Origin of the sequence: Candidatus Poriferisodalis sp. (assembly GCF_965198245.1) — a bacterium.
In the GTDB taxonomy this organism is placed as follows: Bacteria; Actinomycetota; Acidimicrobiia; order Acidimicrobiales; family Poriferisodalaceae; genus Poriferisodalis.
Window position 1 is genome coordinate 2,773,149 of the sequence record NZ_OZ240249.1, and the last position, 26,431, is coordinate 2,799,579.

At 65.9% G+C, this 26,431-nt stretch carries 17 protein-coding genes; 11 read left to right on the forward strand and 6 right to left on the reverse strand.

Going from position 1 to position 26,431, the window contains the following annotated elements:
• Positions 1 to 32: 32 nt before the first annotated feature.
• On the forward strand, positions 33 to 785 hold the full coding sequence (locus ACOCMM_RS12505; protein WP_419553471.1) for a hypothetical protein: 753 nt from the start codon (positions 33 to 35) through the stop codon (positions 783 to 785).
• A 32-nt stretch (positions 786 to 817) separates the two neighbouring features.
• On the opposite strand, the gene ACOCMM_RS12510 is transcribed toward ACOCMM_RS12505, so the two are convergent.
• A complete protein-coding gene (locus tag ACOCMM_RS12510; RefSeq protein ID WP_419553472.1) occupies positions 818 to 3,712 on the reverse strand; it encodes a molybdopterin-dependent oxidoreductase in 2,895 nt (964 codons plus the stop codon).
• Positions 3,709 to 5,028 carry a 4Fe-4S dicluster domain-containing protein gene (locus ACOCMM_RS12515; RefSeq protein ID WP_419553473.1) on the reverse strand — a complete coding sequence of 440 codons (1,320 nt, stop codon included), beginning with the start codon at positions 5,026 to 5,028 and terminating at the stop codon, positions 3,709 to 3,711. Before ACOCMM_RS12515 ends, ACOCMM_RS12510 begins: the two co-directional genes overlap by 4 nt.
• A gap of 222 nt (positions 5,029 to 5,250) precedes the next feature.
• Between ACOCMM_RS12515 and ACOCMM_RS12520 the strand changes: the two genes are divergently transcribed.
• From ACOCMM_RS12520 to ACOCMM_RS12530, 3 genes are all read left to right on the forward strand, one after another.
• The gene (locus ACOCMM_RS12520; RefSeq protein ID WP_419553474.1) at positions 5,251 to 6,495 is read left to right on the forward strand and encodes a quaternary amine ABC transporter ATP-binding protein; all 1,245 of its coding nucleotides are present in this window, start codon (positions 5,251 to 5,253) and stop codon (positions 6,493 to 6,495) included.
• The gene (locus ACOCMM_RS12525) at positions 6,492 to 9,128 is read left to right on the forward strand and encodes an ABC transporter permease (protein ID WP_419553475.1); all 2,637 of its coding nucleotides are present in this window, start codon (positions 6,492 to 6,494) and stop codon (positions 9,126 to 9,128) included. The genes ACOCMM_RS12520 and ACOCMM_RS12525 overlap by 4 nt, the downstream gene beginning before the upstream one ends.
• Positions 9,129 to 9,319: 191 nt before the next feature.
• Positions 9,320 to 10,630 carry a glycine betaine ABC transporter substrate-binding protein gene (locus ACOCMM_RS12530; protein ID WP_419553476.1) on the forward strand — a complete coding sequence of 437 codons (1,311 nt, stop codon included), beginning with the start codon at positions 9,320 to 9,322 and terminating at the stop codon, positions 10,628 to 10,630.
• 100 nt (positions 10,631 to 10,730) lie between these two features.
• Here ACOCMM_RS12530 and ACOCMM_RS12535 read toward each other — a convergent pair whose 3' ends face one another.
• Positions 10,731 to 11,558 carry an SDR family NAD(P)-dependent oxidoreductase gene (locus ACOCMM_RS12535; protein ID WP_419553477.1) on the reverse strand — a complete coding sequence of 276 codons (828 nt, stop codon included), beginning with the start codon at positions 11,556 to 11,558 and terminating at the stop codon, positions 10,731 to 10,733.
• Positions 11,559 to 11,627: 69 nt separating this feature from the next.
• Positions 11,628 to 12,350, reverse strand: coding sequence for an alpha/beta fold hydrolase (locus ACOCMM_RS12540; RefSeq protein ID WP_419553478.1), 723 nt, complete (start codon positions 12,348 to 12,350; stop codon positions 11,628 to 11,630).
• Between the two features lie 96 nt (positions 12,351 to 12,446).
• On the opposite strand from ACOCMM_RS12540, the gene ACOCMM_RS12545 reads away from it, so the two are divergent.
• A complete protein-coding gene (locus ACOCMM_RS12545) occupies positions 12,447 to 13,298 on the forward strand; it encodes an alpha/beta fold hydrolase (protein WP_419553479.1) in 852 nt (283 codons plus the stop codon).
• A gap of 73 nt (positions 13,299 to 13,371) precedes the next feature.
• On the opposite strand, the gene ACOCMM_RS12550 is transcribed toward ACOCMM_RS12545, so the two are convergent.
• Positions 13,372 to 14,514, reverse strand: a complete 1,143-nt coding sequence (locus tag ACOCMM_RS12550; protein ID WP_419553480.1) for an amidohydrolase family protein — start codon at positions 14,512 to 14,514, stop codon at positions 13,372 to 13,374.
• 116 nt (positions 14,515 to 14,630) lie between these two features.
• Here ACOCMM_RS12550 and ACOCMM_RS12555 point away from each other — a divergent pair, with 116 nt between their 5' ends.
• Positions 14,631 to 15,620, forward strand: a complete 990-nt coding sequence (locus ACOCMM_RS12555) for an NADPH:quinone oxidoreductase family protein (RefSeq protein ID WP_419553481.1) — start codon at positions 14,631 to 14,633, stop codon at positions 15,618 to 15,620.
• A gap of 12 nt (positions 15,621 to 15,632) precedes the next feature.
• On the opposite strand, the gene ribH is transcribed toward ACOCMM_RS12555, so the two are convergent.
• Positions 15,633 to 16,124, reverse strand: a complete 492-nt coding sequence (ribH, locus tag ACOCMM_RS12560) for a 6,7-dimethyl-8-ribityllumazine synthase (RefSeq protein WP_419553482.1) — start codon at positions 16,122 to 16,124, stop codon at positions 15,633 to 15,635.
• A gap of 61 nt (positions 16,125 to 16,185) precedes the next feature.
• Here ribH and ACOCMM_RS12565 point away from each other — a divergent pair, with 61 nt between their 5' ends.
• The 5 genes from ACOCMM_RS12565 to ACOCMM_RS12585 all read left to right on the forward strand — a co-directional run bounded on the left by ACOCMM_RS12565 (position 16,186) and on the right by ACOCMM_RS12585 (position 26,408).
• Positions 16,186 to 20,073: a hydantoinase B/oxoprolinase family protein gene (locus ACOCMM_RS12565; protein WP_419553483.1), complete on the forward strand. Its 3,888-nt coding sequence runs from the start codon at positions 16,186 to 16,188 to the stop codon at positions 20,071 to 20,073.
• 61 nt (positions 20,074 to 20,134) lie between these two features.
• Positions 20,135 to 20,758 carry an MOSC domain-containing protein gene (locus ACOCMM_RS12570; protein WP_419553484.1) on the forward strand — a complete coding sequence of 208 codons (624 nt, stop codon included), beginning with the start codon at positions 20,135 to 20,137 and terminating at the stop codon, positions 20,756 to 20,758.
• Positions 20,759 to 21,044: 286 nt separating this feature from the next.
• Complete coding sequence (locus tag ACOCMM_RS12575; RefSeq protein WP_419553485.1) at positions 21,045 to 22,394, forward strand: HNH endonuclease signature motif containing protein; 1,350 nt, start codon at positions 21,045 to 21,047, stop codon at positions 22,392 to 22,394.
• A gap of 238 nt (positions 22,395 to 22,632) precedes the next feature.
• Positions 22,633 to 23,766, forward strand: coding sequence for a metallophosphoesterase family protein (locus ACOCMM_RS12580; protein WP_419553486.1), 1,134 nt, complete (start codon positions 22,633 to 22,635; stop codon positions 23,764 to 23,766).
• Positions 23,763 to 26,408, forward strand: coding sequence for an AAA family ATPase (locus tag ACOCMM_RS12585; protein ID WP_419553487.1), 2,646 nt, complete (start codon positions 23,763 to 23,765; stop codon positions 26,406 to 26,408). Before ACOCMM_RS12580 ends, ACOCMM_RS12585 begins: the two co-directional genes overlap by 4 nt.
• The last annotated feature ends 23 nt before the right edge of the window (positions 26,409 to 26,431 follow it).

Below are 26,431 nucleotides of genomic sequence, written 5' to 3' on the forward strand. Positions count from 1 at the left end.
GTCTGCGAGACGTGTGTGCTAGCCATGCGCGCATGAGTACTACAGACGCCGCCCTGGCTGCCGAGCAATCCCCCGATCTTGAGTTCTTCTGGGATCCGGTCTGCCCGTTCGCCTGGATCACCTCGCGCTGGGTGGAGAAGGTAATCGCTCAGACCGGCTACTCCGTGGACTGGCGCTTCATCTCGTTGCGCGTCCTGAATCAGCACCGCGATTACGCCACTGAGTTCCCGCCGGGGTACGAGCAGGGACATACCGCAGGTCTGCGGATGCTGCGAGTGGCCGCCAAGGTGCGAGCAGAGCTGGGCCGCGATCAGATGGGTCCGCTGTATGACGCGATGGGCCAGCATTACTGGGAGATGCCCAAGGGCTCGGGCCTGCGGGATCGCATCGGCACCGCGGAGCACACCGCGGAGACACTGGCAACCGCCGGGCTGCCCACGGAATACGCGTTTGCGGTCGACGATGACTCCTGGGACGCCGAGATCTCCACCGAGACCGAGCTGGCGCTCAGTCGCACCGGCCGCGATGTCGGCACGCCGATCATCACCTTTGAACCACCCGACGGTTTGTCGTTCTTCGGCCCGGTGATCTCGCGAGTTCCCTCCGACGAACAGGCAGTGCCGCTGTGGAATGCCGTCATCGAGCTGGCCCGCTTCCCGGGCTTTGCCGAGCTGAAACGGTCACTGCGTGAAGCCCCGCAGCTGAACGTCCTCGGCACCCTCACCGACACACCAGAAATGGAGGATTGGGAAGCGGGTTCTCGTAAGGCCCACAAGCCGAGCTGAGCACACTCCCCGACTCTGCCCCTCGTCTTGGCTCAGGCGTCGAAGCGGTAGGCCTCAGCGCGCGGCTTGAGTGGGCGTGACAGCCACAGCGGGCGGCGGAGCCCTCCCGGACCGGGGGCCGGTCGTGTCATTGCGAGCCACTCTTCGTAGGCGGCCCGGGCGCGAGCCGTGTCAACCACGACATCGCCGTAGCGATCATCGGCTTCGGCCGGTCCCACATGCACCCGCTGGTGCCAGCACTGCATGCCCGAGATGGGGTCGGGCTGCACCGAGAACGTCAGGTTCTGGTGCACTCCCGTGTCGTTCCACCACACCCGCTCGGTGTCGGGATCGGAGGAGGCAAACGGCGCCATCGAACCCGTGCGGCGCATCCGCCATACGGTGCCCTGCCGGTCAATCTCTGCAGGGCCACCGGCCCACGACCTCGGTCTCGCGCCATCACCATTGGTGCCCGAGCCACCAGAGCCAGCGGCAGGATCGAGCCGCCAGCGACCCATGTGGTGCGATGCTGCTACCACGCCGGGGCGGATCCCCTCGGTCCGCCACGCCGAGATGACGAAATGGCCGATGCGGGTGGTGATCCGCACGAGCCCACCGACTTCGATTCCCAGGGCTTCGGCATCCGAGGGGTGGATCCACAGCGGATGTCGATGACTGATTTCTGACAGCCACTTGGAGTTCGCAGACCGGGTGTGTATGAGCGTCGGGATGCGGAAGGTCGGCAACAGAATCCGCTCAGTGCCTGCCAGATCCAGCTGCTGCCAGTGGACATGACTGGGAATCCAGCCGGGTGTCGCATGCTCGGGCCAGCCCCAATCGGCCAGGGTCGTCGAGTACAGCTCGAGCTTTCGAGAGGGCGTCGGGAATCCGTGACGGGCCGCTCCCGCAACCTGCACCGCCACTGAGCCATCCCCGAGCGGGGGCAGCGAGGTGTTCACATCACGGATTGTGTCGTGCTGGGGCCGGTAGACGGCATCGTCACCGAGCACGGTGCCAGCGAGCTGCGAGGGCTGAACGATGCGCTCATGGTGACCATAGGGATCACCTCGAACGGCGTAGGCGCCCCGGTCCCGCATGAACTCAAGCGGGCTCTGTCCCGCGGCAGCGGCGTCGTCGGCCAAGCCCGGCACCTCGTCGGTGAAGATTGCCTCGTAGTACTCGTCGATGCTGATGGGCTCGCCCGGCCGGGACGGGCTCTCGAACCACCGGCGGATGCCGAGCGAGCCGTCCGGATCGATCCGCCACGACAGGTCAATCCAGAACTCGTTCTCCTCCCAGACCTCGCCTGGGTTGAACTCGTGCGTTCGGCTGTCGGGGCCGACGTCTTTGCCCCGCAGTTCGGCATACCGGCGCATGACCGGCTGGCGAAAGCCCAGCCACTGGCCCGCGTGGGTCTCGAATGACGCCAGATCGTGGCGCTCCGAGCCGACACCCATCGGCAGCACGTAGTCGGCGAACCACGCTGTTTCCGACCAGGTCGGCGTGAGCGAGACGTGGCAGCCCACGCGCTCAGGATCACTCAAGGCTTCCAGCCAGCTGAACCCGTCAGGGTTCGTCCACACCGGGTTGTAGACGCGGGTGAAGTACGTGTCGAGCCGGCCCCTGCCCTCGCGCAGGAAGTGCGGCAGCAGGATCGACATCTCGTGATGGCTGAGCGGGTACTCAGGCGGCCAGGACAGCTCGTTCCAGTGCCCGACCGGCGGCGGCCGCAGCGGCGGTGCCGGCTTCATCTTGTGCCAGCCCGCCCCAGTAGTGCCCCCCACGGTGCCGACTGATCCGGTGAGCACGTTGAGCAAGAACAGGCAGCGCGCCGTCTGCCATCCGCCGAGGTTGCCCGCCCCGGCGGCCCGCCAGTTGTAAGACGCGAAGCGACCGAACGCCCCTCCGATCGCCGCGGCGATCTCGCGCAGTTCGCCGGCGTCCACCCCGCACAGGTGTGCCGCGCGCTCCGGGGTGTAACGGGCATAGGCGTCGCGCAGGGCCACCTCGACCGACTCGAATGTCGGCGGAAGATCGGGTCGAGTCTTGGCCAGGTAGGTCTGCCAGTTCGTCCAGCGGTGGACAAACGCACGGTCCCATGTGCCAGCCTCCAGCAGGAGGTGGGCCAGGCTCAGCAGCAGAACCGGTTCAGTACCAGGCCACGCCGGCAGCCAGTGATTGGCCTTGGCTCCGGTGTTCGACAGCCTCGGATCGACACAGATGACCGTGGCACCCCGCTGCTGGGCCTCGATGATGCGCTGGGCATGCGGATTGAAGTAGTGCCCGGCCTCGAGATGGCTCGAGATGAGGAAGATGACCTCGGCATTGGCAAAGTCCGATGAGGGGCGGTCATGCCCCATCCAGGTCGTATAGCCAACGCGGGCGCTGGAGGAGCACACGTTGGTGTGGCTGTTGTGGCCGTCGATGCCCCATGCAGTCAGCACCCGCTCGGTGTAGCCGTCCTCGCCGGGTCGGCCGACGTGATACATGATCTCGTCCCGTCGGTCCTCGACGATGGCTGTGCGGATGCGCGCCGCAATCTCGGTCAAGGCCTCCTCCCAGCTGACGCGTTCCCAGCCTCCCCCGCCGCGCTCGCCGGTTCGACGCAGCGGGTACAGGATCCGCTCGGTGTCGTGGACCTGGTTGATCGTGGCTGGCCCCTTGGCGCAATTGCGTCCCCGCGATGCGGGGTGTTCGGGGTTCCCTTCGAATCGAACGACCTCGTCGGTGTCCCGGTCGATATAGGCGACCAGCCCGCACGCTGCCTCGCAGTTGAAGCAGGTGGTGGGCACCAGCGTGTAGTTGCGCTCGATGCGCTCGGGCCAGGAGGCTGCGTCGAGCTCGGTCCAGTGATGCCATTGCTCGTGCGGCGGCGCCGGGCTGAGCCCGATGCCTTCGGGACCGCTGCGGGGGGACCCGGCGGTGTCGGCGGCGGGGCGATCCGTCATGACAGCGGCGCTGTCTGTGCGGCACGCAGGTACTCACGGTCGTGTCGCCACAGCCACGCCAGCAGCGCGGCGGCGATGACCGGGGTCCATGCGAATGCGACGACGTTGGCTCGCAGGGCGAGGTAGGAACCCCAGACTGCACCGCCGCCCAGCACGGCTTCGCCGGTCAGTCGAGCGATGAGCACCAGCACTGGCCGGTCCGCCCACATCGGACGGCCGCGGCATTGATGCAGCAACAACGCGGTGTAGGCAGCGGTCAGCAGCGAGCACACCGCTGTCGGGCCGATCAGCACGACGAACCAGGTCGAGTCGCCCCACAAGCCCGCGACGCCCCACAGCGTCACCAACGCTGCATCGGCCATGATCACCCACGCACCCGCCGTGATCCAGCTGCGAAGCCGTCCCTTGGCGAACAGGTACCAGAAGCGCTCTGGCCGCTTCAGGTCGGCGATCAGCAGCACGCCGGTCACCGCCAGCGCGACGAGCGCTATCGCGGCTGGCCCCGTGGCGACGGCCGCTCGGTCGTCCCAGCCCAGCAGCGCAGCAGCGGCGGCCCAGAGCATCACGCCTGCTGCCACACCCTTGGTGACCAAGTAACCAGCGACCTTGGCCCCCCACGGCTCAGCGTGAGGCACCGTGTACGCCGTCCGTGTCGCCGGGCTCGATGCCGGGCTCGATGCTGATTTCGATGGCCAGGTTGCGCTGCCGGTCCAATCCGACCAGATCAGCCCGTCTTCGGCCACGGGGCGTGCCAGTGGATCGAGGGCTTCGGGCACCGTGCCCGCGTAATGCACCTTCGGCAACGTTCGGCGCTCGGGAGCGCGGACCGGCAAGTGTTCCCGGCGAATTCGCTCTGCGGTGGGGTCAGCGGGATCGTCGTGATCCACAACCGTGATGGCGCGCGTCGGACAGACCGACACGCATGAAGGCTCTAGCCCGACCTCGAGCCGATGCTGGCAGAAATTGCACTTGTGCGCCGTACCCGTCTCGGGCGAGATGTACAGCGCGTCATAGGGGCACGCATTCATACAGCCCTTGCATCCGATGCAGCGGGAGTCGTCGAAGTCCACCACGCCGTTCGATGCCCGGAACAGGGCACCGGTCGGGCAGATCGAGATGCAGGGGGCATCGTCGCAGTGATTGCAGCGCATCACGGCGAAATGCCGCTGTGTGTGGGGGAACTCGCCGGTCTCGACGTAGTTGACCCACGTCCGGTTGACACCGAGCGGCACGTCGTGCTCGCTCTTGCACGCCACCGTGCACGCATGGCAGCCAATGCACGCTCCGCTGTCCAACAGGAACCCAAGGCGCGTCACGGTCATAGGTTCGCACAGCCTCACCCGAAGAGCGAACTCCCACCAGTGCCGCGAGCACGCCGACCCGGTGCCCCACAGGCATTGGTTCGCACAGGTCACCTCCTTCGACGGACATGAGGGGGCAGCTGCGCTCCGCCCACCCCTTCCAGCCAGACGCGCGCGGATTGCCTACCAGTACCCGCGGCGCGCCTAACGTGTCACCCGATACAGCAGGAGGAACCTATGAGCGACGACGCAGCCAACGGCTCCGTTGCGGACGACGAGATCATCCGCCTGAACGAGGTGTACAAGATCTTCGGGCCGCAGCCGAGAGGCCGCGCGTTCGAGTTGGCCCGTTCTGGCGTTCCCAAGAACGATGTGCAACGGCTCTCGGGCCATGTCGTCGGGCTCACCGACGTGAGCTTCTCGATCAACCGTGGCGAGATATTCGTAGTGATGGGTCTGTCCGGTTCAGGCAAGTCGACCGCCATCCGGACGGTGAACAAGCTCCACGACGTCACTCATGGCGAGGTGATCGTCGACGGCACCGACGTGCAAAAGCTCGACGGAACCGACCTGCAGGAGTTCCGGCGGGAAAAAATGGGCATGGTTTTTCAGCACTTCGCCCTCTTTCCGCACCGCAGCGTGATCGACAACGTCGGCTACGGCCTCAAGGTGCAGAAGGTCGACCGATCCGAGCGGAACGATGCCGCTATGCGCGCATTGTCGCTGGTGGGCCTCGCTGCGTTCGCCGAACACCGGCCCGCCCAGCTGTCAGGCGGCATGCAGCAGCGTGTGGGCCTCGCACGGGCGCTGGCCTCAGACCCGGACATCCTGCTCATGGACGAGGCGTTCAGCGCTCTCGACCCGCTCATCCGGCGCCAAATGCAGGACGAGATGATGGAGATCCAGGACGAGGTCCACAAGACGATCCTGTTCATCACCCACGACCTCAACGAGGCACTGCGCATCGGTGACCGGGTCTGCATCATGAAGGACGGGGCGGTCGTGCAGATCGGCACGCCCGAGGAAATCCTCACCGAGCCCGCCACCGGTTACGTAGCCGAGTTCGTTCAGGACGTCGACCAAGGGCGTGTCATCAAGGCACATGAGGTGATGTCCGAGCCACGGCCGATACCGGCAGACATGTCGCTCAGCGATGCGCTCACACTCTGCAGTGACATCGCGGGCCGCTTCTGTTGCGACTCGTCCGGCAAACCGACTTCGCTGCTGACGGCAGCCGACGGTCTGCGTGCCCGCGGCATGGGCAGCAACGATCTCGCCAAGGCGCTGCGGTCCGATTTCGACCAGTGCAACCCTGACGCCACGCTCAATGAGCTCTATGCATCAGCGGGCCGCGGTCTCTCCATTGCCGTCGTCGACGAAGACGGCAAGCTCGTCGGCAATCTGGATCCCCGCCTGATCATGGAGGAGATGGGCAGAGTCGAGCAGCTCATAGAAGGCTTCGAGCGGGAGGTGTTCATGTGAGCGCCGCTGCACTGTTCGCGCAGGCCGACGACGAGAGCGGCCACTTCGTCGACGGCTTCATCGACGTCGTCACCAGTCCCGAAGCGGGCGATCGGCTTGCCGATTGGCTCACGACGGGCATCGAGTGGGCGATCCTGCTGGCGGTCTTCATCATCCCCGCGCTGCTGCTGTTCGGGGGCGCTATCGGGCGTCGCTACGGACTGGCAGCGGGAGGTCTTGTCGGCCTAGTCGCCGTGGGGTGGTACCGCCTGCGCTCCGAGGCAATTGTTAGCTCAGGCACCCACCCGTACACCGTCGACGGCCAGAGAATCAAGTTACGCGACGCCATTGTCGACAGCGAAGGGGAACTCGTCAATCAAACGTCGGGAGTCGTCGCGCAGATCCGGCAGAACACCGTGCTCGACAATTGGGGTATCCCCGTCGGCGACTGGGTCGAGCAAGTGGTGTTCTGGGTGGACAACAACATGAAGGCCACCCTCGAAGCAATCGAATGGCCCTTCGCCAAGCTCTTGCACATCATCGTCGACGAATGGCTGCTGCAGATGTCGTGGCTGACGGTGTGCATCGCAGTGTTCCTGCTCGGATGGCTCGTGCGGAATTTCCAGGTCGGACTCCTGTCATTCCTGGGCTTGATGATCTGTGGCCTGCTCGGCGAGCAGCTCTGGCGAGAGACGGCCTTGACGATCGGCTTCATCGGCGTCGCCGTGCTGCTCTGCGTGGTCATCGGGATACCCGTCGGCGTTCTCTGCGGTCGGGTCGATGGTGCCTGGAAGGTGGTGCGACCCGTCCTCGACGCGATGCAAGTCGTCCACTCGTTCGTCTACATGCTGCCGTTCATCTTCTTCTTCGGCGTCGGATTCGTCTCCGCGACGATGGTCACGATGACGTTCGCTTTGCCGCCGTTGATCCGGCTGACGAACCTCGGCATCAGGCAGGTGCCCGAGGACGTGGTGGAAGCGTCCCGCGCCTACGGCGCGCCGGAGTGGCGCGTCCTGGCCGATGTGCAGCTGCCGTTGGCGCGTCCGGCGATCATGACGGGTCTCAACCAGACGCTGCTGCTGGCCATCTCGATGCTCGGCATCGCCGCGATCATGGGTGCGGGCGGTCTCGGCCGTTGCCTCTTCCAGGCCATCTCCAACCTCGATCTGGCGCAGGCCGGCTCGTGTGGTCTTGCGTTCTTCCTCGTTGCGGTCGTGCTCGACCGGCTGAGCCAGCCTGAGGCGGGCGAATCCGGAAACCTGCTCAGCCGCATCACACACGCATGGAGGAATCGCAGGACTCCCGAGAAGCTGCTGATTGAAGCAGAAGCGGCCAGTTCGACCGGCGCCAGGCCCGAACCTGAACCCGAGACGCCGGACGAAGCCTTCGTGGATGCGAGCGGCGGCGAGCGGACCGCCGTGATGGTCACTGCACTTGGCGCTGTCGCCGCACTCGTCGCACTCCTGCTGCCGTGGAACGTCGATGCCGGCTTGGTGTCTGCCTATGCCCGCACCTCCGATGTCGATCTGCGAACAGAGCAGTGCTCCGGCAACTGGATCGAATTGCGAGCCCTTGACCCGCTGGCGCCCAGCGGGAGCGACCTGATCTGCGATGGCAGCACCTCGTTCGCGTCCAACAGCTTCAACGGTGTCTCGGCCTCCGGCGGCTCGTGGTTTGGCATCTTCATTGCGTTGATGATGATTGCGGCGCTGTTCGGGGCCCTCAACACGCTCGTGCGGCCGGGCCGGGGATCTCGCTGGTTGTCCGCTCACGGTGCCGTGGTGTTCTCGCTGGCATCGCTCGTCGTATCGGCCGCGTACATGCTGGCGCGCCCTCCAGACAATGTGCAGGAACTCGGCATCTACAGCGCTGGCGCCGGCGTCTACCTCTGTGTCATCGGCGCGCTCGTTGCGAGCATCGGCGCATGCGCCTGGGTGTGGCGTGCGCCGATGAGTGCCCGTCGACCCTTGCCCGCCAACGTGAGCTGGGGCCGCTTGCTCGGCGGCTCGTTCGCCGTGGTGCTGCTGGTGATGGGCGGCTACTCAGGTTGGAGCTTCGACACCCGAACCGAATCCGTCATCGACGACGAATTGCAGGCGGAAATCGACGCTATCAAGGCCTTTGGCACAGATGCTGCCCAGCGGGCGGCCGCGGCTCGGGTGGCTGGAGACGAAGCCGCTGCGGCGGGCGACGTCGAGCTCGAACGCGAGTGGCGCAAGAAAGAGAGCGACGCCCGCAAGGACGAGACTGCGGCGTCGGCCGATATTGCCAGCACGATCGCCACGGCGAAGCGCACTGGCGACGTCATTCACGATGGCTTCGAGTCCGAAGGCGCCGGCTTCGGCATCTGGATGTTGATCGCGGGTGTGGCTGCGCTCGTGCTGTCGGTTCCCGCCATAGGGCTGCTCGGCATCGACGAGTCATTCCGCTATCGATGGAGCACGCTCGTAGCCGGCACCGGTCTCGGCATCGCAGTGGTGACGCTGGCATGGATCGTGACGATTGTGCGCGTTGCCGACACCAACTTCGTTTCCGGCGTCGGCTCGGTGTTCGTCCTGACAGCGGGCGTAACCATCTTCGCCACGACCCGGGGAACCCTGTCAGAGTTCGAGCGGAACAAGATCTACGGCGATATCCCCGCCAACACCGGCTAATTGCTGAGCCGAAACGTGCAACGTAATCCGAACATGTATGCGCGGTCTAGGGTTTAGGGCGCGCCAGCACCCCGACTACGCTGCCATTCAAGGAGCCCTCGTCGAGCCGGGCGAACGGCACCGCACATGCGTGGTCGCAACACGGTGCGCCGCGTGACGCAATCTGTCGCAGATCAGGGAGGATCTCCGAAATGAAAACGAAACGATTGACCAAGCTGCTGTTGCTACTAGCAGCATTCGCGCTATTCGCTGCCGCGTGCGGCAGTGATGACGACGGTGATGGCACTGCCACTGCAGAGACAGAGGCACCCGCCGCACCCGCCGACGACGACATGGCCGACGACGACATGGCCGACGACGACATGGCCGACGACGACATGGCCGACGACGACATGGCCGACGACGACATGGCCGACGACGACATGGCCGACGACGACATGGCCGACGACGACATGGCCGACGAGATGTCGATGACGCCTGGTGAGGGTGTCAGCGTCACCATGGGCCGGGCCAACTGGAGCACCGGTTACTTCCAGGCTGAGCTCTACCGGCAACTGCTGCAGGAACTCGGCTACACGGTGTCCGATCCGGCCGATCTCGAGCTCGGGCCGAACAACGGCTACATCGCCATGGCCGAGGACCAGATGGACTTCTGGGCCAACAGCTGGTACCCGGGCCACCTCGCGTGGCTGGCCGGCGAATTGCCTGACGGCTCGCTCGTCGGTGATCACCTGAGCATCGTCGGCGAAGAGATGATCGCAGGCGGCCTGCAAGGCTTCCTGGTCACCAAGTCGTTCGCGGACGAGTTCGGCGTCTACACCATGGATCAGCTGAACGAGAACGCCGATGCGCTCGCCGCATTCGACGCGACCGACCCGGTGCCGGGCAACGGCATTGCCGACATCTTCGGCTGCCCCGAGTCGTGGACCTGCGACAACATCATCACAGCGCAGATCGCCTTCTCTGGCTGGGACAACCTCAACCAGACGATCGCCGGGTATGACGCCATGTTCGCCCAGGCTGTCGATGCGGCCAATGAGGGCGTCCCGATGGTGGCCTACACCTGGACCCCCTCCGCGTACATCACCCAGCTGCGGCCGGGCGACAACGTCTACTGGATGGGCGTCAACGAGATCCTGGACGACTCCAACCCGACCGGTACTGAGGGCGGCGAGGAGTACGACCAACGTGGCACCGGCGAAGGCGGTTATGCGGCCATCGGTCCCGACCAGTGCCCGTCGGCAGCGGATCAGGAGACCGGCCAGTGCAAGATCGGCTGGATCGCCGCTGACATCCTCGTCACTGCTAACAACGACTTCCTCGCCGCCAACCCGGCGGCGGCAGCGCTGCTCGAAGCAGTGCAGCTGTCGGTGATCGAGGTGTCGCTGGCCAACGTGGAGCAGGGCGAAGGTGCCGCTCCGGCCGATCTGGCTACTGACTGGATCGCCAACAATCGGGGCACGGTCGATGCCTGGCTCGACGCAGCACGCGCCGCTGCGTAGACAACTGAACGCAGCCGTCGCCCGTCAGGGCTGACGGCGCAGGCGCACAACAGAGGGTGCCGGACTCCGGTTCGGCACCCTCTGCGCGTATGGGTGCCTGTCAGTCTTCGAGTTCGGGCAGCGCCGGCGGAGCGTTCGTTGCGGTCACCCGGGCCAGACCACCGTCCACCACGAGCGTCTCGCCGGTGACGTAACGGGAAGCATCGGACGCGAAGAACAGCACGACGTCCGCGATGTCGCCGCCGAAGCCCCAGCGCTTGAGCGCTACCTGGCCGGCAAGGTCCTCGACGAGGCCCGGCACGTTGTTGCGTGCCTCTTCCCAGATGGCCGTGGCGATCAGACCAGGTGCAATCGAGTTCACCCGGATGCCGTCAGGGCCCCAATCGGCGGCGAGGGCCCGAGTCATGGCGTCGACGGCGCCCTTGGTGCCGGCATAGGCAACACGGCCGAGCGGACCGTGCACGCCGGCCACCGAGCTGATGTTGATGACCGAACCGCCGCCACGAGCGATCATCGACGGTGCCAGGCCGGTGCTCAGCATCACCAAGGACCGCACGTTGATCGAGAACACCAGGTCGAAATCGGCTTCGGTGAGCTGTGCGGGCGTGCGCCGCATGGGAATGCCCGCATTGTTGACAAGCACATCCACGCCGTCGACCTCGTTGAGGATGCGACGAGCCAAGTCGGTGCCAGCGCCTGCCGGCGCGAGATCGGCGGTCAGGGTGACCGGGTCATGGCGCAGCACGGCCGCCACGCGGTCGAGATCCGTAGTGGTCCGCCCGGTCAGCACCACCCGGGCACCGGCGGCGTCCAGCGCTCGGGCGCTGGCTTCGCCAATGCCACGGCTCGCCCCGGTGACCACCGCCACCTTGCCGTCAAGCCGGTGATCGGTGCTGGGAGAGCTTTCTGTGTTGGCTGCGGGAGTCATGCGCGCAAGCTAACGCGCTGCGACCGCTGCGGAGGAGGCAGTGCCTATCCGCTCATGCTCTCGGTCCGCTCAGGGAGTGTGGTCGGCCAGGAATGCGGCGAATTGCTTCATCGCAGCAGCCCGCCCGCTTCCTTCCATCCAGTCCTCGATCAGTGTCGAGTTCGGCGCGACATCGTGAACGATCCGCGACGACGACTCCGGGTGATACAGGTCGTTGCCGAGCAGCACCAGAAGCGGCGTCTGCGCGGTGGCCACGAAGTCCCGGTCCACGTTGAACAGGAAGTTGTCGCCGTCGTACATGTTCGACCGGAACTGGTTCCAAGCCGCCTCGTCAACGTCGGGATGCGCATCGCGGATGGCAGCTGCCCAGTCGTCGAACATGTCATAGAAGGCGTGGCGGTTCTCGTCGAGCCCGATGGTCTGGAACAGCGTGGCGCTGGCAACCCGTTCAGGCGCTGCTCCGATCAGCCCCATGATGTAGGGGCCGCCGATGCACATTCCTGCCAGGTGGCACTGCTCGCAGCCGAGGTGATCCATGAGCGCCAGCTGGTCTTCGGTGTAGGTCGCCCAACCGTCTTCCGCCGAGATCGGGGCAGTCGAACGGCCGGCATTTCGTTGATCCATTGCGATGACCCGGTACTGGTCGGCCAGCTGAGTGATCGGATTCCAAGGGGTCGATTCCCAGAACGAAGCTGCCGAACGCATCCCGCCTGGGGCTATGAGCAACAGCGGGAAGCCGGAGCCGTACTCGTCGTAGTGGATGTCCACGGAGCCGCGTGTGAAGTTCGCCATGACGAAAGTATGCCTGCAGCACAGCGACGCTGGCAGCGGCAACGGCTACCCGATCGTTGAGACAATCCACAGCCAGGCCAGTAATGTGCCCCGGCGATGCTGCGGCTGACCACCTCCGACGGCGAGCATGCCGTGCTGCACGACCTCGGCGGGCACGGGGTACCGCTGCTGATGACTCATGGCAATGGCCTCAACGCCGGCATGTGGGCGACGGTGGTGCCACATCTGCGCGACACGTTCCACTGCTGGGGACTTGACTTCCGCGGCCACGGCGCTTCGCGGCCGCAGCATGACGCCATGTCGGTCAAGCGACCGCGCTTCGTCGACGAGGTACTGGCCGCAGTCAACGCCTTGGGCGGCGAGCCGATGCTGGCAGTGGGTCACTCCTTGGGGGCAGCCAGTCTCCTGCTCGCCGAGCTGCGCCAGCCGGGCACTTACCGGGGGCTGTATCTCTACGAACCGGTGCTCGTGTCCGAGGGCTTTCCGATGCCTGATTCCGATCACGAGCTTGTGGTGGCGTCACGGCGACGCCGCATTCGCTTCGCGACCGTCGACGAGGCGTACGAGCGCTTCGTCTCGAAACCCCCGTTCTCGCGCTGCGAGCCCGAGGCGGTGCGGGCATACGTCGAGATCGGCACGTACCCCTCAGGCGACGATGCCGTCCGGCTGTCGTGCTCAGGTGATACCGAGGCACGCATCTACGAGGCGGGCGTGCCCATCGACTACAGCGATTTCGCCACAGTGACATGCCCGACGGTGGTGGCTCGTGGCGATTCGGTTGCCCAGTGGAACCAGATCCCGCCCCAAGTGGCACAGCCCATCGCCGAAGCTCTCGGCAATGGGCGCCTCGAGGCGTTCGCCGAGCTCAGCCACTTCGGCCCCATGGAAGACGGCGAACGGGTGGCAGAGGCCATCCGCGCTCACCTCGAACCGCTCGTCGCGGCGTAGCCGCGAGCAACAAGCACAGGCGGCGCAGCCGCGAGCAACAAGCACAGGCGGCGCAGCCGCGAGCAGCTCAGGCTCAGGCAGCTGCGGGGAGAGCGTCTGGATCGAGCCCGTAGAGCTCGATGACGTTGCTCCAGACCATCTGTTCGGTTTCGTCGTCGGGAACGCCCGAGAGAATCTCGTCGAGGATTGGCCGCGAATTCGGCCAGATCGAGTCGTGGTGGGGGTAGTCGTTGCCCCACAGCAGGTTGCTGACGCCGATCGAGTGCCGGGTGGCGATGCCTTCGACGTCGTCTTCGAAGGTGACCCAGAAGTTCCGGTCGAAGTACTCCGACGGCTTCATGGTGAGCTCGTCGGACACCTCCCACGGGGTGCGGTACGCAGCGTGGTCGAGACGCTGCTTGAAGTGGCCCACCCAGCCGGTCTCGTACTCGGCGCATACGAAGCGCAGTTCGGGGAATCGCTCGACGACGCCACCGCAGATGAGGTCGATCATCGTGTTGGCGATGGTCGTGTGGGCCAGCGTGTAGCCCTTCAGGTGGCCGCCTGGTGTGCCCCAGTGCTCGGGCATCCCGCCCTCGAGGTTTGACCCCGTGAAGATGTGCATGGTGAGCGGCACGCCAAACTCCTGGGTGCGGGCCCAGAAGGGGTCGAAGTCGGGATGGCAGTAGGGCTTGGCTGGGTCGATGTGAGCGGGGATGGCAAACCCGCGCACGCCGAGCTCGGCCGAGCGATCGATCTCTGCGATTGCCCGTTCCACGTCTGGCAACGGCAGGCAGCCGACGCCAATGAGGCGGTTGCGATCCACCGAGCAATAGTTGAGCACCCAGTCGTTGTGGTTCCGGAACGCGGCGTCTCGCACCTCGTCGTCAGGGATTGCGAACGTGAACATCGACAGGCTGGGGTACATGACCTCGCCCACGATCCCGTCCTGAGCCTGTTCGTCGAGGCGCGCCGTCGGATCCATCACGCCGGGGTTGAAGCCGTCGTAGCCCAGCTCGATGCGGGCATGGGTTGCCGGATCGGACAGGCTCGCGCCCGCTATGCCGAGCCGGCCCACCGGCACCGGACGGATGCCGCCCGGCAGAACCAACCAGGTGCCCGGCTTGTCGTTGTAGCCCTTGCTGATGAACGGTGCCCGGTCGCCGAACCGATCGGTCAGCCCTGCGTAGATCTCGGCCGCCTCGACCACGTGCGAGTCACACGAGTAGTACCGCATCGCTCTCCCCCATCGGCGCTGCCGCGCCTGGTCGCCAATTCGAGGCCAACAGTACCAGCGGCCCGCGATCTGCTCCTGAGAGGCGGCGCAGGCGCTCGTTGTGCAATCGTGTCGCCATGCGTGCATTGGAAGTGCAGTCCCTGACCGGCCCCGCCGGCGTCGCTGTTGTCGACGCTCCTGAACCGGAGGCCGATCCCGACGGCGCGTCGGTGATCGTCGACATCGTCTGCGGCGGGGTGTCATTCCCCGACCTGCTGCAGAGCCAAGGGCTCTACCAGTACCGGCCTGATCCGCCCTTCCGGCCAGGAATCGAGGCGTCAGGCGTAGTGCGTTCAACGCCCGCCGGGTCGGGCTTTGCCGCCGGTGATCGAGTCTGCGTGTGGTCGAACGGCTGCCTCGCCGAAGTCGTGGCCTCCCGGCCCCGTGACCTGTTCGCGCTGCCTTCGGAGCTGTCATTCGCGCAAGGCGCCGCGCTGGTCATGAACTACCAGACGGCAGTGTTCTGCATGATCGACCGGGCCGGCCTGCGCGAGGGCGAATCCGTGCTGGTGCTGGGCGCCTCTGGCGGCGTCGGCACTTCGGGCATCCAGGTGGCCAAGGCGGTCGGCGCAGGGCCGGTCATCGGTCTGGTCTCGACTGAAGCGAAGGGCGAGATCGCCACGGCCGCTGGCGCCGACCACATCGTGCTCATCAGCGACACCTGGAAGGACGAAGTGCGTGAGCTCACCGGCGGACGTGGCGTTGACATGACCTACGATCCCGTCGGAGGCGACCGCTTCCTGGACGGGATCCGGGCCTTGGCGCGCTTCGGCCGGCTGGTCGTGGTGGGCTTCGCAGCCGGCGAGATCCCGACCGTCAAGGTGAACCGGCTGCTGTTGCGCAACGTGAGCCTGATCGGCGCCGCCTGGGGCGAAGCCGTGGCCGCTGACCCCACAATCCCGGCCCGCATCCATGAACGTCTTCTCGACATGATCGCCACGGGCGCCGTGCGGCCGCCGATCGGGCAGGTACTGCCGTTCGAGCAGGCTGCAGAGGCGTACCGGCTGCTGGATGAACGAGAAGCCGTCGGCAAGGTGCTCGTGCGCATGCGCCCCGACCCGGCCTAGAGGCCGCGCCAATCAGTCCCCGTCGGCTGCGACGTTGCGGTCGAGCAGGGCCATCGTGACAGCCACGTAGGCCGCGTCCTCGCCCACGTTGTGGCCTCCGGGGCCTTCGCTGCGCTCGAGGGCTTGTTCGATGTTCTCGACCGTGACGAGGCCGAAGCCGACCGGGATGCCCGTATCGAGCTGAACTGCCATGACGCCCTGCGCGGCACCTTCGCTGACGAGTTCGTAGTGCGTGGTCTCACCGCGGATGACCGCACCGATAGTGACGATCGCGTCGACTTGGCCGGCCTCAGCGAGCAGCTTCGCCGCCAGCGGGATTTCGAAACACCCAGGCACGGTCACTTGGGTTACCTCGGTTATCCCCAGCTCATCGAGGCCCCGCCCGACGCCGTCCGACAGCCGATCGACGATGTCGGGATTCCAGGTTGCTCGCACGATGCCGACACGGAGTCCGGCACCGGCTCCTGGGGGCGGCCTGCCGGCCCGCTGGTCGCCACTCGCCACACCTGCACGGTACCCCGCAGCTACTAGCGGCGACCGAATGCGGCTCGCCTACGCTGGGTCGATGGCAGGCGCACGCGTGCGGCTCGCAGCCGACATCGGCGGGACCTTCACCGACATCGCGCTGGAGGTCGACGGTGGCGCAGGCGCGCATCCAGCGCTGCACACGGTGAAGGTACTGACCACGCCAGAGTCGCCCGCCGATGCCGTGCTCACCGGTGTCGAGGCCGTCCTGAGCGAGGCGGGTGTCACACCCGCGGAGGTGGGCGTGTTCATCCACGGCACCACGCTCGCCACCAACGCACTCATCGAGCGCCGCGGCGCACGCACGGCGCTGCTGACGACCCAAGGCATTCGCGACTCGGTCGAGATGGCTCACGAGAACCGGTTCGAGCAATACGACCTATACATGCGCCGGCCCGAACCGCTCGTGCCGCGGCACCGGCGTATCGGCATCCCCGAACGACTGGCTGCCGACGGGAGCGTGCTGCTGGCGTTGGACGAGAATGCTGTCCGGGCCGCTGCCGAATCGCTGGCAGCCGATGGCGTCACCAGCGTGGCGGTCGGCTACCTGCATTCGTATCTCGACTCCCGCCACGAGGAACGCACCGCGGAGATCCTGGCGGAGTGCTGGCCAGAGGTGAGCGTCACCCTGTCCAGCGAGGTCTGCCCCGAGATCCGCGAGTACGAACGCTTCTCCACAGCGTGCGCCAACGCCTACATCGCGCCGCTCATGCGGCGCTACCTGACCGACCTGGATGAGCGGCTGGCAGCGCTGGGCCTGGGCTGCGAGCTCTGCCTGATGACCTCCGGCGGCGGGCTGGGAACGCTCGCCGAGGCGCTGCGCCTCCCGGTCCGGCTCATCGAGAGCGGACCGGCAGGCGGCGCGATCCTCGCGTCGGAAATAGCCCGGGGCCTCGACTGCGAGCGGGCGCTCAGCTTCGATATGGGCGGCACCACGGCAAAGCTGTGCATCGTCGAGTCCGGCCATCCCCGCACGAACCGCGAATTCGAGATCGGCCGCGAGTACCGGTTCCTGGCGGGCAGCGGATTGCCGTTGCGCCTGCCGGTGATCGAGATGGTCGAGATCGGCGCCGGGGGCGGCTCGATCGCAAGCCTGGACGCACTCGGCCGCATCACCGTCGGCCCAGCCAGTGCCGGATCAGAACCGGGGCCGGCGGCCTACGGACGCGGCGGGACCGAACCCACCGTGACCGACGCTGACGCCGTGCTGGGCAGGCTGCTGGGCGAACGCTTCGCCGGCGGCACGCTCAGGTTCGACCCTGACGCTTCTGCCAAGGCGCTCACTGCTGTGTTGGCTGAACCGGCTGGACTGCAGACGACGTTCGCTGCGATCGGCATCACCGAAGTCGTCGACGAGAACATGTCGAATGCCGGCCGCGTTCACGCTGCCGATCAGGGCTGCGACATCAGCAGCGGCACGCTGATCGCCTTCGGCGGTGCGGCCCCACTGCACGCTGCCCGGGTGGCCGCCAAGCTCGGCATCGACGACATCGTGGTGCCGGCCGGGGCCGGCGTGGGCTCGGCCATCGGCTTCCTGCGGGCACCGGTGGCCCACGAATCGGTCCGCACGCGCCATGCCCGCGTCAGCGAGCTGACTGCGACGAGCCTGGCAGAACTGCTGGGCGACATGGCCGACGAAGCCAACGCGATCGTGCGGGCTGCTGCGCCCGACGCCGAGACCACCACGCACGTGCGCGCCCTCATGCGTTACCGGGGCCAAGGCCACGAGATCACGGTCGAGGTCGACGCCGCCGCGCTGCTGTTCGAGGACGTGGCCAACCCCAGTGACGCCGAACTGCGCAGCCAGCTGCGGACGGCCTTCACCAAGGCCTACCAGCAGCTCTACACCCGCCACATCGGCAACCTCGAAATCGAGGTGCTCAGCTGGCTGCTGGAAGTTCGCACGCCACAAGCCGAGGCCGCATCGCTGCACCCCGAGGTCGCTGCTGAACCGGTCGCTTCGCCAACAACCACGCTCGTCACCGACACCAACACTGGTCGAGCCGTCGCCCATGGCGTCTACGAGCGGGATGTGCTGCGAGAAGGCGACTGGCTGTTCGGTCCTGCACTGATCACCGAGGACCAGACCACCACGGTGGTGCCGGAGGGATTCGTGTCGACGGTCACTTCGGGTGGACATCTGCGGATCACAATCGGTTCAGCATCGAATGGCACTCGCCGGCTGGGCGAAGCTGCGACAACTTCTGAGGGCACGAGCCGAGCCGCCGGAGCAGCCGCTCTCGACGCTGTGCGGCTGGCAGTGCAGTGGAACCGCCTCATCTCGGTTACCGAGGAACAGGCGCGAGCGCTGGTCCGTGCTGCCTTCAGCACGTCAACTCGCGAAGCAGGCGACCTGTCTGCAGGGATCTTCGACCCGCAGGGCCGGATGCTCGCGCAGTCGGTCACCGGCACACCGGGCCACGTCAACTCCATGGCGTACTCGGTCCTGCACTTCCTGGACCGCTTTCCCGCTTCGGAGATGCGCCCGGGCGACATCTTCCTCACGAACGATCCCTGGAAGGGCACCGGCCACCTCTTCGACATCGTGGTGGTCACGCCGGCGTTCCGCAACGGCGAGCTGGTGGCGCTGTTCGCCTGCACCAGCCACGTCGTGGACATCGGCGGGGCCGGCTTCACCACCGATTCGAAAGAGGTGTACCACGAGGGCCTGTACCTGCCGATCCTGAAGTTCGCCACCGACGGCGTCTTCGATCCCACCGTGGTGGCGATCATCGAGGCCAATGTGCGCGATCCCGTACAGGTCATCGGCGACATCCACTCGCTGGCCGCCTGCAACGAGACCGGTGCGGCCCGTTTGATCTCGATGATGAATGAGTACGGCATGGCCGACCTTGACGAACTGGCCGAACACGTCATCTCGTCGTCGAACCGGGCAATGCTCGACGCCATCGGCGAGCTGCCGGGAGGCACTTGGAATTCGACCATGCGGGTCGACGGCATGGAGGAACCCATTGACATCGTGTGCTCCCTGACCGTCACCGATGACGGCATCGAGGTGGACTTCGCCGGTACAGGACCCCAGTCCAGCTGGGGCATCAACGTGCCGATGGCCTACACCGACGCCTACACGTCGTTCGGCGTGCGATGCATCATCGGATCCGACATCCCGAACAACACAGGGTCACTGGATGCGGTTCGGGTCCGAGCGCCTGAGGGTTGCATTCTCAATGCACCCCATCCGGCGGCAGTGAACGTGCGCCACGTCATGGGTCAACTGCTTCCCGACGCCGTGTTCGGCTGCCTGAGCCAGGTTGTGCCCGAACGGGTGCCCGCCGAGGGCACGTCGTCGCTGTGGAACCTGCTCGGCACCGGCATGTGGCAGCCCGACACCGGAGTCGGCGCAACGAATCGCTCCCAGACGACGGTCGGACAATCCGGCGACGAGTCCAATCGGCGCAAGCTGGAGCGGTACATCCTCATGAGCTTCCATTCCGGCGGCGCCGGGGCACGCCCGAAAGCGGACGGCTTGTCGGCCACGGCATTCCCCAGCGGAGTGCGCAACATGCCCGTCGAGGTGAACGAGATCGGCTCGCCGCTGGTGTTCTGGCGCAAAGAGTTCCGCACCGATTCGGGCGGGTCGGGCAAGTACCGGGGCGGGCTGGGCCAGATCATCGAGCTTGAGAACCGCCAGGGGCGGGATTTCGCGATCAGCGCCACGTACGAGCGGACGGTGTATCCAGCCCGTGGCCGCCATGGCGGTGGGCCAGGTGCGCTGGGCCGACTGTCGCTCGACGACGGCACTGAGGTGCGTGCCAAGGGCCGCTCGGTGATCCCCGGCGACCGCCGCCTGCTTGTGGAATTCCCCGGCGGCGGCGGGTTCGGCGACCCCGAGGATCGCAGCCCGGAGGCCACCGCACGCGACCTGCAGCTGGAATTCATTTCCTCGCAGCCGGATGCGCCGCGATAATTCCCGCTGGTGACGGCATGACATGCCCGAAACCGACGATCACGCTGTGAGGCAGCTCTTCATGAACCCATCAACGGAAACCGCCACAGCCGACCCGGTTGCCCACAACGACGAGGCTCGCCATCGCAGCACCGGGGAGCTGGAAGCAGCGCTACCGCACATTCGCGAGGCGCCCTCTGGTGCCGGCACGATCCAGCTCATCGTCCGCCGCCCCGGCGAAGATGCCCGCGAGGTGCTGAGCGAGGCCCGCATCAATGCTGACGAGGGCATCGAGGGTGACACCTGGAACCAGCGCGGGACCTCGCTGTCGGCCGACGGGGGTCCGCACCCCAACATGCAGATCACCATCATGAATTCCCGCGTCGCGGCAGCGATCATTGGTCCGATCGAACGCTGGCCGCTGGCGGGCGACCAGATCTACGCAGACCTCGACATCAGCCACGAAGCGCTTCCGGCAGGCACGCAGCTTTCTGTCGGCGATGCAGTGCTTGAGGTGGCTGTTGAGCCGCACGCCGGGTGCGCCAAGTACGCAGCACGCTTCGGTCGCGAGGCCTTGCGGTTCGTGAACACCGGCGAGGGACCTGATCTGCGCCTGCGTGGCGTCAACTGCCGAGTCATCCAACCCGGCACGGTTCGCATAGGCGACTCAGTCAGCCAGATCTGGCGAGGTCGCGGCGCCGCCTAGAAGGCTCGAATTCCCGACACAGACCTGCGAGCGGAGTCACTGACTCCTGGTTCTTCCACCCAGATCGTCCTGACCCATCAGCATGCGAACCAACTCTGGCCACACCGCACTCTTCATGAGTTCGCTGCGGTCACCCTGACTGATCTGGCGCACGAATCGGCGTATCGCGGAATCAAGCAACCGCGAATCTGCAGTGGCCGGAATTCTCGCCGCGATTCCTGAAGTTTGCCGAAATTGGTGCGCGCGAACGTTCGCATTTGGTGGCATACGAGTGTATGCTTTCCCTATGTTCATCGACCCGCCTGCGCATCGCAGTTACGGCAACGGATCAGCTGCACACGCATCCGGTTCAGCCGAGGCCGCTGCCGACGCTAGGTGTGGAGCCGGCGAGGCCACGATTGCGCCCGACGGCGTTGCCGATGTCGATCTGGCGGTGCTGAGCAATCTCGATCTGAAGGACCGTGTGGTGCGTTTGGTCGCGGAGCGTGCTCGCGTCGAGGCTGAGTATCTGGCTGCATTGGGGGAGCTGACGTCTCGCAATGGGGCTCAGGGCGCTGCGCATGTGCTGCGTGAGCTGACCCGGATGAACTCACCGCAGGCTCGCTCAGAAGCCCGGTTGGCAGAGAGCCTCGTCGAGCACGACATGACCGACACACTCGACGCGTTGGCAGAGGGTGAGATCCAGCTGTCTCATGCACGAGTAATCGCCCGCGAGACCCCGAAGAAGCATCGTCGCAGCGAGGCGGATTTCTTGGAGCTGTGCCGGGCGTATCCCTCTGACACGGTTGCTCGTCACCCGTTCGCTTATGTGAGCCAGCAGGTGTACGCGGATCTCGAGGCCGAGGCCGCAGCGAAGGGTCTCGGCCCGATCGACGCCGAGCTGGAGTTGCAGCGCGCCGAGCGCTCGGGATCGATGCGGCTGGGCACTGACGGCATGTGGCATCTGTGGGTCACGTTCGATTTCATCACCGGCCGGCACGTCAACGCGACGATCCAAGCCATGGTGCGATCGCTGCGGCGCCGCGCCCAAGATGACGCCAGCGGCACCGGCGGTGTCGGCATCGACGCCGACGGCAGCCTCAGCAGCGACACCGAGCCGACGCGGCGGCAGCTCACCGCCGATGCGATCAGCGACCTCATCGCCGGCACGGCCAAGGTGCGGCGGGCGAACACGAGCTTGGTGATCATCGCCGATTACGACACTGTGAACGACCGGCTCGCCAACCCCCGTCTCGATGACGGCACGCCGCTGTCAGCGCGGATGCTCGCTGAGCACGGCGTCGACGCGAAGGTGCTGCCCGCGATGTTCAAAGCAGACTGGTCCGACCTGGCCCTGGGCCGCGCTCGCAACGCCAGCGACGCCCAACGGCTCATCCTGGCCGTGCGCGATGGGGGCTGCATCGGCTGCGAGCTGACCAGCGAGCACACCCAAGCTCACCACATCGACTACTACGAAAACGGCGGCCTCACCGAAGTGCCGAACCTGGCATCGATGTGCTGGGACTGCCACACAGACCTCCACCAACACGACCGCCACATCCACACCCCACCCGACGGCCGACCCCGCCTGCTGCCACCCGAGCACGACAACTCTGGGCCGCCTGCCCGAGCACCAGCCACCGCCCGCAGCCCATAGCAACATTCCGGGCAAGCGCAACCCCGGCCTGCCCGAGCATCCGGCACAACCCGCTGCCCCGAACAACACTCAGTGGGCCAACATCGGGCCGAACACCAGTACACCACTGCACCCGCATCATCCACCGTGGGAACGGCCACAGCCCGTAGCCGATGGCTACGCCCCGCCGGTTCACACCTGACCGCCGGATCCAAATTCAGGGCATGACCGTGACATCCCTTGCGTAGTGTGGCGTGCCATGAAGTTCATTCACACAGCCGACTGGCAGCTCGGGATGACGCGCCATTTTCTTAGCGGAGAGGCGCAGCCGCGGTTCAGCGGAGCGCGGCTCGATGCGGTGCGGCGTATCGGCGAACTCGCAGCCGAAGAGGGTTGCGGGTTTGTCCTGGTGTGCGGCGACGTGTTCGAATCCAACCAGATCGACCGGCAGGTACTCGTTCGGGCACTGGACGCAATGGCCTCCACTCCGCAGGTGACCTTCTACCTCCTGCCAGGCAATCACGATCCGCTCGACGCCGCGTCGATCTACCGATCACGCAGGTTCCGTGAGCACCAACCGGCAAACGTCGTCGTATTGGAGAGCCCGCAGCCCGTCCCAGTGGGCGAAGGCGTCGAGTTGGTGGCCGCTCCGTTGACTTCCAAGCGTCCGCTCCGCGATCTGGTGGATCAGGCGTGCACGCTGCAAGAGCCGACCGAAGCGTTGCGAATCATTGCCGGCCACGGTGCCCTCGACTCTCGTTCACCGGACGCTGACAACCCGGCGCTCATCACGCTCGCCCGTCTGGAAGAGCGCATTGAGGCCGGAGAGATCCACTATGTCGCGCTCGGCGACCGCCACTCCACAACGGACGAAGGCACCAGCAGCCGCGTCTGGTACTCCGGCGCACCGGAACCCACTGACTACGACGAGATCGACCCCGGCAACGTGCTCGTCGTAGAACTCGAACCGGGCCACATCGAGGTGAGGCCGCATCGAGTCGGTACCTGGACCTTCGAGCGGCACGAGTCTCACTTGGCGTCAGATGCTGACATCGACGCATTGGAGGAATGGCTCGCCTCCCTCGAGGACAAAGAACGCACAATCGTGAAGCTGTCTGCGGTCGGGCAGGTTTCGGTCGCTCAGAGAGCCCGCCTCGATCGACTACTCGAGTTGCAAACCGACTTGCTCGCCGCCTTCGAGCCTTGGGAGCGGCGCACGGACCTTGTCGTCCTACCTGATGATGCCGACTTCGAGGTCCTCGGTCTCTCAGGATTCGCGCACGAAGGGCTGTGCGATCTGCGAGATCTTGCGAGTTCCGGTGACGATCAGGAAGCGCTCGCGGCCCGGGACGGGTTGGCGTTGCTGCATCGCCTCTCAGGAACGGCCCAATGAGAGTTCATCGAATTCGGCTCCACAACTATCGCGGCATCGGCGACTGCGAGCTGGAGTTCGCAGATGACGGCGTGACGATCGTCGAAGGTGACAATGAGATCGGCAAGACCAGCATTTTCGAAGCCCTCGACCTACTCCTCAGCGAGCTGGATTCGTCCAACAAGGCCCGTATTCGGTCGATCCAACCCGTTGGCAGAGATGTCGGCCCAGAGGCCGAAGCGGAGCTGTCATCTGGCGACTACCGCTTCGTCTATCGCAAACGCTGGAGGCGACGTCCTGAGACAACCCTCGCTGTCACCGAACCCCGGTCCGAGTCGCTCACGGGACGTGAAGCCCATGAGCGGGTACGCCAAATGCTCGACGAGACGCTCGATTGGAGTCTGTGGGAGGCCCTGAGAGTGCACCAAGGCACCGAGTTGCGCCTGCCGTCGCTCGACGTTCGCTCCCTCGGCACCGCACTCGACCATGCTGCAGGCGGCGACGGCCCGACGGGTGACGACGATGCCCTGTGGGACCGCATCGAAACCGAGCGTGGTCGCTACTGGACCGCAACGGGTCGGGTGTCCAAGGAACGTGCGGACTTGGAGGGCAGGGTCCGCGCCGCACGGGATCGGGTCGGGGAACTCGAAGCGGCCCTGAACCAGATCCAAGCTGACGCCGACACGCTCTCCGGTCTCGTCGAGCGTCATAGACAGCTCGAGGACGAACATCAGTCAGCCCAAGAGTTCGAGATTGAACTGGCCGAGCGTTGGAGACACGTCGAGCAATTGGCGCATGCGGCGCAACAGCGGGAGGCGGCACATGGCGCGGCGTTGAGCGAACGCAACCAGCGACAGGCCGAGGCCGCTCGTCGCACCGAATTGGTCTCCGATCTCGATCGCCAGAAGGAGGCGCTAGCGGCACTGGACGTCAAGCTCGAAGAGACAGCTCCCGCATTGAACGCCGCGGACCAGCGGGTCACCGACGCCGAGGGCAGCCGCGACGCGGCCCAAGAGGCCCTGGATCAAGCAATCGCCGCGCACAAACAGGCATGTGACGACCGTGACCATCACCGCCGAGTGATCGAAGTCGCTCAATTCGGTGAACGCCTCGGACGCATCGACGATGCTCAAGTCCGTCTGGCAGGCGCCGAATCCGTCCTTGAGAACATCTGTGTCGACGGCGATCTCGTCGAGAGCATCGATCAAGCCCACATCGCTGTAGTACGAGCCGAAGCGTCGGCCAATAACGCCGCCGCCGGGGTCACGACCACCGCGTTGCGCGCCGTCGCCGTACAGGTGGACGGGACGGGACATGACCTTGCTGCGGGCCAGCAGCTTGCAGTCTCCGTCAGCGATGCAGCCGAGCTGAGAATCGACGACAGTGCGACGGTGCTCGTGCTGGCCGGCAAGGGGTCTGCAGAAACCGCCCGGGAACTCGATGCGGCTCGGCGAGAGCTCCAACGGCTCTGCGACGAAGGCAATGTTCCCGATCTGGCATCGGCACGCGCCGCCAATGACAGGAAGGAATCCGCGCTGCGGGATCGCGACGATGCCCGCGAGACCATCACGGAGAACCTGCGCGACCTGACTGCGGAAGAGCTCAAGCGCATGGCGAATCGGCATTCGGGGCGCATCGAGGAATTCAACGCAAGCAGGCAGTCGCAGCCTCCGCTTCCCGCGGGCCTACGGGAAGCGGCAGCCTTGGTCGCCAAACTCGAGACCGCTGTCGAGGATCGCAGTGCAGAACTCGAGTCCTGCACCGAGGCAGCCACGAGCGCAAGCGCGGCACTCACTCGAGCTCAGCTGGACGCAGCAGAGCTGGCCGGCAAGCTGCAGTCGGGACGAGAGGGGCGCGATCAGGCTGGCGAACGCCTCACCACAGCCCGGTCACAAGTCAGCGACGAAGACCTTGCGGTGGCGCTCGCACAAGCCGACGAAGCCGTCGCAGAAACCGAGGAAGCAGCACGATCCGTTCAGACGAGATTGCAGGCAGAGGACCCCGACTCCATCGAGGCCCAACTCACTAATGCCGGTAACGCCGTGCGGCGCATGGCCACCGAACTCGCCGAGAACAGCAGTCGGCAGCACGAACTGCGCGGCGGGCTGGAGGCTCGAGGCGAGATGGGTCTGTACACCCAGCACGACAACGCCATGACCGAGCTGCGATTTCTCGAGCGTGACCACGAGAGCCTCGAACGAAGGGCACTCGCTGCCGAACTCCTCTACGAGACGTTTGGCAACCGACGACAGGAAGCCCGGCAGCGGTATGTCGCTCCATTCAAGGAGCGCATCGAGAAATTCGGGCGAATCGTTTTCGACTCGACGTTCGAGGTGGAACTCGACGAGCAACTGGGTATTGCTCGGCGCACGCTTGATGGCATCGCCCTCGATGTCGATCAGCTCAGCACCGGCACTCGGGAACAGTTGGGGATACTCGCCCGATTGGCGTGCGCAGCGATCGTGAGCCCGGACGGAGACGGCGCACCGGTCGTCATCGACGATGCGCTGGGATGGAGTGACCCGTCCCGGCTGCAGCGCATGGGGGCAGCCATAGCCACAGCCGGAGAGCACTGCCAAGTAATCGTCCTCACATGCACACCGGGGCGCTATGCGCACGTCGGAACCGCAACGGTGGTGAACCTGCCGAACTCGCCACGGTGAGTGCAATTCGGAATCCGGCTGAT